Annotated in this window: 11 protein-coding genes; all 11 read left to right on the top strand. The window is 40.1% G+C overall.

What is annotated here, in order from left to right; all coding sequences use genetic code 11:
• The first annotated feature begins 500 nt into the window (after nt 1-500).
• The 11 genes from NH454_RS21955 (at nt 501) to NH454_RS21905 (ending at nt 6,886) form a co-directional block, all read left to right on the top strand.
• Nucleotides 501-923: a hypothetical protein gene (locus NH454_RS21955; RefSeq protein WP_063529247.1), complete on the top strand. Its 423-nt coding sequence runs from the start codon at nt 501-503 to the stop codon at nt 921-923.
• Between the two features lie 305 nt (nt 924-1,228).
• A complete protein-coding gene (locus NH454_RS21950; RefSeq protein ID WP_016708244.1) occupies nt 1,229-1,642 on the top strand; it encodes a MerR family transcriptional regulator in 414 nt (137 codons plus the stop codon).
• A 101-nt stretch (nt 1,643-1,743) separates the two neighbouring features.
• The gene (locus NH454_RS21945) at nt 1,744-3,987 is read left to right on the top strand and encodes a heavy metal translocating P-type ATPase (protein WP_235378324.1); all 2,244 of its coding nucleotides are present in this window, start codon (nt 1,744-1,746) and stop codon (nt 3,985-3,987) included.
• 11 nt (nt 3,988-3,998) lie between these two features.
• Nucleotides 3,999-4,352: a cupredoxin domain-containing protein gene (locus tag NH454_RS21940; RefSeq protein WP_063529848.1), complete on the top strand. Its 354-nt coding sequence runs from the start codon at nt 3,999-4,001 to the stop codon at nt 4,350-4,352.
• Between the two features lie 8 nt (nt 4,353-4,360).
• Nucleotides 4,361-4,510 carry a P-II family nitrogen regulator gene (locus tag NH454_RS21935; protein ID WP_212748213.1) on the top strand — a complete coding sequence of 50 codons (150 nt, stop codon included), beginning with the start codon at nt 4,361-4,363 and terminating at the stop codon, nt 4,508-4,510.
• A 15-nt stretch (nt 4,511-4,525) separates the two neighbouring features.
• Complete coding sequence (locus NH454_RS21930; RefSeq protein ID WP_199524944.1) at nt 4,526-4,714, top strand: hypothetical protein; 189 nt, start codon at nt 4,526-4,528, stop codon at nt 4,712-4,714.
• Nucleotides 4,704-5,039 carry a DUF2933 domain-containing protein gene (locus NH454_RS21925; protein ID WP_063529849.1) on the top strand — a complete coding sequence of 112 codons (336 nt, stop codon included), beginning with the start codon at nt 4,704-4,706 and terminating at the stop codon, nt 5,037-5,039. The genes NH454_RS21930 and NH454_RS21925 overlap by 11 nt, the downstream gene beginning before the upstream one ends.
• Nucleotides 5,032-5,697 (top strand): isoprenylcysteine carboxylmethyltransferase family protein, encoded by a 666-nt coding sequence (locus tag NH454_RS21920; protein WP_253040202.1) that lies wholly within the window; start codon nt 5,032-5,034, stop codon nt 5,695-5,697. Before NH454_RS21925 ends, NH454_RS21920 begins: the two co-directional genes overlap by 8 nt.
• On the top strand, nt 5,681-6,103 hold the full coding sequence (locus NH454_RS21915) for a hypothetical protein (protein WP_008467863.1): 423 nt from the start codon (nt 5,681-5,683) through the stop codon (nt 6,101-6,103). The genes NH454_RS21920 and NH454_RS21915 overlap by 17 nt, the downstream gene beginning before the upstream one ends.
• Before the next feature lie 10 nt (nt 6,104-6,113).
• Nucleotides 6,114-6,485 (top strand): cation transporter, encoded by a 372-nt coding sequence (locus tag NH454_RS21910; RefSeq protein ID WP_235378325.1) that lies wholly within the window; start codon nt 6,114-6,116, stop codon nt 6,483-6,485.
• A 50-nt stretch (nt 6,486-6,535) separates the two neighbouring features.
• A complete protein-coding gene (locus tag NH454_RS21905) occupies nt 6,536-6,886 on the top strand; it encodes a hypothetical protein (RefSeq protein WP_004589646.1) in 351 nt (116 codons plus the stop codon).
• Nucleotides 6,887-7,181 lie beyond the last annotated feature (295 nt).

Genomic DNA, 7,181 nt, shown 5'->3' with positions numbered 1-7,181 from the left:
AGGCAATCGTAAGACTAGCCGAGTCAAAAGCTCGACTAGCGGTGTCCAACGAAGCGTCAAAAAAGAAAGGTTAGTAGCTTAGGCTATTATCTTGGAAGCTCGATGCCTTTAGGCGCGAGTAGTTCACAGACGTACAATAGGCCATTTTATCACTTTTGATGAACGGGAATAGGATGTGCCCGGGATAGAACCGATTGTTGCAAAGTACTGCGCTTAAAGCTGAACAATTGGAAAAATGATCCATTACTCAATACCTAGTTATGAGCGTAGGGTTTTTATTTTTTTTAATGGTGCTCATGCTTGGCTTCAATCTCATGAGTATAAATTAGACACCCCTTTTATACTTGTTAAGTTTAAGCTGTTTAAAAAAGTAAAAAGTAAAAAGTAAAAAGTAAAAAGTAAAAAGTAAAAAGTTTAGGTTTTAGTTCAAAGTTTGATCAAGATCATAAAATTATTTTTACAAAGTGGCTAATATTGTAGGTGCTAAAGAAGGAATGATAATGTTTGGACTTTTCAAGTGGTTTAAAATAGTGGTAATTACTCTGTTGCTTACGCAGCATGGCTTTGCTATTGCTAAACCAATGAATTGTGAAGAGCATCATAATGGCTCATCCGACACGCATATTATACAACCAAGCAAAAATATGCATCATCAATCAATGATTGACAATAGTCACTATCACACTGAAAATTCGCAAGATTCTAAAAACCGTCATGGTGATGAAGACTGTGAAAAATGTAAAGCTGGTGATTGTGTTTGTTGTGAAGGCGGTTTTTGTACAAGCTTTCATTTAAATGCCTATCTTGTGGAAGCGCAAGACGAAGGTATTTGCAATATTCATTCTGAGCTAATTCTACAGCGTACACCCCTACCAAAATCTGGTATCCATCTCTTACTTTATCGTCCACCAATTATTGGCTAATCACGGGAACAGTGCGTCTTTTTTTCGCCACTCCCATCAAAATAGAATGATTTTTTCATTGGTTTAAATAACCAATTGTTTTGAACGATTAGTACGATATTTGGAAAGGCATTATGAAAATGCTCAAACTATTGCTATTTACAGTACTTAATGCTGTCGATTTTGACCGAGATTTCTCTTTTACCAAAAAATTAGTTTTTAGCTTTTGCATTATTAATCACGAATAATCACTTGACCTGTGTCTTAGACACAGGTCTAAGCTGTAGGTGAGATTACAAACTTAGGTGAAGAACTAAGGAGTGAACATGAAAGTTGCAGAGCTGGCAAAAAGCCTTGGAACGACTGCTGATACGGTGCGCTATTACACCAGATTAGGATTGTTAAAACCAGCTAAGTCAGTGAACGGCTACAAGTCATACTCGAATAAAGAAGTATCGAGACTTAAATTCATTTTAAGTGCCAGAAACCTTGGTTTTTCCGTTGCAGATATCAAGGAAATTATTAATGAATCTGAAGATGGTAAAAGTGCGTGCCCATTAGTCAGAAGCCTGATCAAAGAGCGGCTTGAAGAAACAGAAAAGCAGTTTCAAGCAATGTTGGCACTTCGAGGAAAAATGTCTTCTGCGCTTTCTCAATGGGAAGAAATGGAAGACAAAGCACCGACTGCAAACATGGTTTGTCATCTCATCGAAAACTTTGAGCAAATTAAAAAAGCATAGGAGGAAAAAGGGTGGCTACTAACACAAATATAAAAACTGAATCAGGCTGTTGCTGTAAGGCAAAAGCTCAATCCTCTTCGTGTAAAAGTAAGGAGAATACGTTGGAGAAAGTATCACATAACCAACAGCTTATCATTGAAGGCGCTGGGTGTGCTAGCTGTGTAGGCAAAATTGAAGGGGCGTTGAAGGCAACTCTTGGAGTCGTCAGTGCGGAAATGAATTTTGCTGATAGGACAGTAACAGTTTATGGGACAGCTAAAACAGAAGAATTGATCAAAGCTGTTGAGTCAGTGGGGTATAACGCGAAGCCAATTGATGATAGCTCAGCAACAGATGCGCTTGATGAGAAAGAGGCGGCGGATTGGGCATATTACAAAAAGCTAATGCGCGATACGTTTATTGCCCTTTCACTCGGCGTTCCTTTGATGATCTACAGCATTGTGGTTGGAGAAATGACGGTTGAAACAAACCTTGAACGCATGTCTTGGCTGGTTGTAGGCATTTTAACTTTTGGTGTTATGTATTTTTCAGGTAAGCATTTTTATGTTGGCGCTTGGAAAAGCTTTAAAAACCACTCCGCTAATATGGACACTTTAATAGCTTTAGGAACAGGTACAGCTTGGGTGTATTCGATGGTTGTCGTGTTTGCACCTGACGCCGTTCCATTAATGGCACGGCATGTTTATTTTGAAGCTACCGCCATGATCATTGGCTTAATTGATTTAGGTCTGGCATTAGAAATAAAAGCCAGAGGTAAAACCTCTGAGGCCATTAAGCGTCTTATCGGCTTGCAGGCCAAAACGGCAACCGTAGTTCGTGATAGCAAAGAAGTTCAGATTGGTATTGAGCTGGTTTTACTTAACGATATTGTAAAGGTAAAACCGGGCGAAAAAATTCCCGTCGATGGTGTGGTATTGGAAGGGCACACCTCTATTGATGAGTCCATGCTGACAGGCGAGCCTATGCCTGTTGAAAAAGCCGAAGAAGATGAGGTTGTCGCTGGTACTTTGAACAAATCAGGCATGATTATGTTTAAAGCCACACGTGTTGGAAAAGACACGGCGCTTGCGCAAATCATCAATATGGTGAAACGAGCACAAAATTCTAAACCGCCGATTGGCCGCTTGGCTGATGTTATTTCAGCTTTTTTCGTTCCTGTTGTCATGATCATCTCTGTGTTAAGTGCGCTAGCATGGCTTAACTTTGGACCTGAGCCAGCAATTGCTTTTGCCATCGTATCAGCAACTACTGTACTCATTATTGCCTGCCCATGTGCTTTGGGCTTGGCAACGCCCATGTCTGTCATGGTCGGAGTAGGAAAGGCCGCAGAAGCAGGCGTGCTAATTCGAAACGGTGAGGCACTGCAAACCGCCTCTAAAATCACTGCCATGATTTTAGATAAAACGGGCACTATTACTGAAGGGGCACCTAAGGTAACCGATATTGTTTTAGCAAAAGCTACGGACGAAAAAGACGTACTACAGCTTGCTGCAAGTTTAGAGAGCGGCTCAGAGCACCCTTTAGCGCAAGCGATTGTTGAAAGTGCGTTAGATAAGGATATTGAGTTACTAAAAATTGAAGCGTTTAACGCCATTACGGGTTTTGGTGTAGAAGCAAACTGCAACAATAAAGCTCTGCTTTTCGGAAACGATAAACTAATGAAGTTAAAAGGCATAGACCTCACAGGCTTTGTTGAACAAGCGCAGTCTTTAGCCAAAGAAGCCAAAACACCTATGTACTTTGCTGTAGATGGTGAACTTGCAGCAATCATTGCTGTTGCAGATCCTATCAAGTCAGACTCAATCTCTGCTATCAAACGACTTCAGGCTAATGGTATACGCGTCATCATGTTAACGGGTGATAACAAGGAAACCGCTGCTGCTGTTGCCAAAAAAGCGGGTATTAGTGAGTTTCTTGCTGAAGTGCTGCCAGAAGATAAAGCCAACAAGGTGAAAGAGCTACAAGAAGGCGGCGAAATTGTTGGTATGACAGGAGATGGCATCAACGATGCTCCTGCGCTAGCGTTAGCCGATGTTGGCTTCGCCATAGGCACAGGGACTGATGTAGCTATCGAAAGTGCTGACATTACCCTAATGCGTGGTTCACTTCATGGCCTAGCTGATGCCATAGCGGTAAGCAAAGCTACTTTACGAAATATAAAACAAAACTTGTTTGGCGCGTTTGTCTATAACGTAGCCGGGATTCCTTTTGCTGCGGGGGTTCTATATCCCTTCTTTGGCATTCTGCTTAGCCCTGTAATTGCAGGTGCTGCAATGGCGTTTTCGTCATTGACTGTCGTGTCAAATGCAAATCGACTTCGCTTGTTTAAAGCAAAAGAGAATTAAGGAGAAACACGATGATGTTAATTAACTTATTAGGCTTAGTGTTAATCGCACTGATTGTTTGGTGGTTTTGGCTATACAAACCCAATAAAACAATTGTTCAAGGTAATGAAGTACTCATTGAAGTGAGGGATGGCGTGTATTCACCATCCTCAATCCAAGTGTCTGCTAGTCAACCTGTCACTCTGAAGTTTATGCGCAAAGATCAATCACCCTGCGCTGAAACAATGCTTATTCCATCATTGGAGATAAGCGAGCAGCTTAAATTAAATGAAATTACTCAAATTACCTTATTGAACTTATCACCGGGAGAGCATGAGTTTCATTGTCAGATGCAAATGTATCGCGGTGTCTTAAAGGTTGTTTAGGAGGGTTTATGAACATGAAAAAAGTGACCGCCATTTTCGATGAAATGGTGTTAACACGAGTAGAAGAGGCACTACTTTCACATGGCTATAAAGGCTTTACCATTCATAAAGCAACGGGCAGAGGTGCATATGCTGATACTTACAACAGAAATCACTAATCAGCACATATAGTTATGACAATTTATGTTGCTTTTGATGATGCAGAACATGTTGCTAAAGTTTTGCTTGATGCAGCGTATACCAACGTTGAAGGAGAAGGACTAGTTAGTATCTCCCCTGTGGATAATCTCTTCTGGATAAATTCTAAGTCTGAAGCTTCAGCGGAAGATTTAAGGTCAATAGGAGGCCAATATGAAAAATGAGCACCCTAAATTTTGGTCAACACCCACGGGTTGGGCTGCATTGGTGCTTATTGCCGCAGCCACCTATTTTTTAATCTTTGAACATGGACAGCATGTACTGCAATTTCTTCCTTATTTGATTTTATTGCTATGCCCGTTGATGCACGTATTTATGCATGGCAGTCATGGCAAACATGGCCACGATCATTCACATGCGCCTGATGAGAAAAAGGAAGAGAGCTTTCAAGAACTCACGGATAAAAATGCTGCCTATCGTGACGGCTACATACAAGGTTTAGAAGAAGGACGTAAGGAATCACATAAAAAGGAGAACAGTGATGAATGAGACATATGATTATGGCTTATGGTCAATGGTGATACTGAACTCAGCAATTTTTATCTTTTTTGCCTTTAGTTTTGTCAAACCAAAAACATCTACTGATTGGCGAAGCCTTGGAGCGTTCTCCGCCTTTATTGTTGCCCTATTTACTGAAATGTATGGCTTTCCTTTAACTATCTATTTTCTGTCGGGGTGGCTGACGGAGACCTATCCAGAAGTAAATTTCTTTGCGCATGAGAATGGGCATTTATTACATACTTTCTTTGGATTTCAAGGTGATGCCCATTGGGACCCATTTCATATAGTGAGTATGGTGTTTATTGTTGCAGGTTTCTTTATGTTGTCTTCAGCATGGAATGTATTGCATCACGCGCAAAAGCATCTTCAATTGGCTACAACTGGATGGTATGCAAGGTGTCGCCACCCACAGTATGTAGCTTTCATTCTAATCATGTTCGGCTTTTTATTGCAGTGGCCGACAATCCCAACACTTGCGATGTTTCCGATCTTAGTCGTTGTTTACGTCAAGCTAGCGAAACGCGAAGAAGCACAAGCGATTGCTGAGTTTGGTTCGGAGTACCACAGGTATATGGAATCGACACCAAGTTGGATCCCAAATTTTAATAAAAGTGTAGAAGGTAAAAATCATGAAAACGTTAACTAAATCAATTTTATTTATTAGTTCACTACTGATAACCACTAGCTCATTTGCCCAAAACAATGAGCATAAACATGAAGGTGCGAACAAAGCTGATATGCATCAAGGCATGGCAATACCACATGAGAACATGGGAGAAATGCACAAAAAGATGATGGAAATGAAAAAGGAAGTCCATGCCATTAAAACTGAAAAAGATCCTGAAAAGCAACAGCAGATGATGGTTGAACATCACCGTTCAATGATGAAGATGATGCAATCGATGCACAAAAACATGGAAGAAATGCCAATGCATCAACAAATCAAGATGGCTGAACATCATTTAGAAATGATGGGGAACATGATGCCGCAGATGAACCGCAAAATGGAAGAAATGAAAGATAGCAATCAACAGCATTCACACAAACATTAGGAGAAAAATTATGAGCGATTTAGATCGTAGAGTTGGCGTTAGAGAGCAAAATTTAGTTGTTCGAAATCTAAAGCTTAGCAATGTCACAGAAGAAAGCTGTGACGAGTTAGTAAAAGAAATAGATCAGCTTTTTGGTATAGATGAAGTTAGTTACAACATCAAAGAAGGTGAAATACACCTTGCCTATGATGCCGCAAACGTAAGCCTTGATGGGATTGAGGAGGTAATCCGTAAGTATGGCGCAGATGTTCATAATGATTGGTGGACACATACTAAAGAAAGTTACTATAAATTTGTTGATCAGAACATCAAAGATAACTCTGTTCATAAGCCTTGGAGTTGTCATCAAGCACCTTCGGGGGCTGGCCGGAAAAACAAATGAATTCATAAAAAAGTGTATAGATAATTAGTTAGTCAAATGAGGTAACAGTGATGAAAACACCCTATATAAAAGCTCTTTTATTGCTTACATTCGGTTTATATTTAGTGGGTTGTTCCAATACCACTTTTTATCATAAATACATGATGAGAGGTCAGGTAGTAGAAAGTTCTGATAATCGAACTCTAATCTGTATTGGTGCTAAGCATGGCGCAGAGGTTGGGCAAAAATACAGTGTTATTAGATTCCATGAAAGAATAGTATTGAGTGAAGGTGAAGATCCCTACACTATCGAAAAGGTAGGAACGGTACAAATTACTAAAATTGTGAATGATCATTTCGCAACTGTAAAGCTAGTGTCTGGTGACATTGCAGCGAAAGATATGGTGGAACTTGAAAACTAATAAAGTGGTGGCGAAAGCCACCACAAGAGCATAACAATAAAACTTAATGAAAAAACTTTAGTGTTATTTTGTACAACCTTTGAGATTGTTTGCTCAGTTCTGGTTATCTTGATGCCAGTACGACAGAAAAAATGTTACATATGAATTAGAAAGGTATGGGCTGGCATCCTAAATAGCTGTTCCAAATAGTAGATCACCCGAGGAAGGGAACTCAATGCGGTTTGCGCGATCAGATCAGTCGCCAAACATAACCAATCAACAACCGCATTGAGTATGAACAAAATAGCATTTTTAT

The organism is Pseudoalteromonas sp. Ps84H-4 (assembly GCF_024124645.1).
Classification (GTDB): domain Bacteria; phylum Pseudomonadota; class Gammaproteobacteria; order Enterobacterales; family Alteromonadaceae; genus Pseudoalteromonas; species Pseudoalteromonas lipolytica_C.
Note: the sequence above shows the minus strand (reverse complement) of the source record. Positions and strands in the feature narration are given on the sequence as shown.

Coding starts and splice junctions, on each gene's coding strand:
- NH454_RS21910 (WP_235378325.1), top strand. CDS start 6,114: ATGAGCGATTTAGATCGTAGAGTTGGCGTTAGAGAGCAAAATTTAGTT.
- NH454_RS21940 (WP_063529848.1), top strand. CDS start 3,999: ATGATGTTAATTAACTTATTAGGCTTAGTGTTAATCGCACTGATTGTT.
- NH454_RS21950 (WP_016708244.1), top strand. CDS start 1,229: ATGAAAGTTGCAGAGCTGGCAAAAAGCCTTGGAACGACTGCTGATACG.
- NH454_RS21905 (WP_004589646.1), top strand. CDS start 6,536: ATGAAAACACCCTATATAAAAGCTCTTTTATTGCTTACATTCGGTTTA.
- NH454_RS21925 (WP_063529849.1), top strand. CDS start 4,704: ATGAAAAATGAGCACCCTAAATTTTGGTCAACACCCACGGGTTGGGCT.
- NH454_RS21915 (WP_008467863.1), top strand. CDS start 5,681: ATGAAAACGTTAACTAAATCAATTTTATTTATTAGTTCACTACTGATA.
- NH454_RS21930 (WP_199524944.1), top strand. CDS start 4,526: ATGACAATTTATGTTGCTTTTGATGATGCAGAACATGTTGCTAAAGTT.
- NH454_RS21920 (WP_253040202.1), top strand. CDS start 5,032: ATGAATGAGACATATGATTATGGCTTATGGTCAATGGTGATACTGAAC.
- NH454_RS21935 (WP_212748213.1), top strand. CDS start 4,361: ATGAACATGAAAAAAGTGACCGCCATTTTCGATGAAATGGTGTTAACA.
- NH454_RS21955 (WP_063529247.1), top strand. CDS start 501: ATGTTTGGACTTTTCAAGTGGTTTAAAATAGTGGTAATTACTCTGTTG.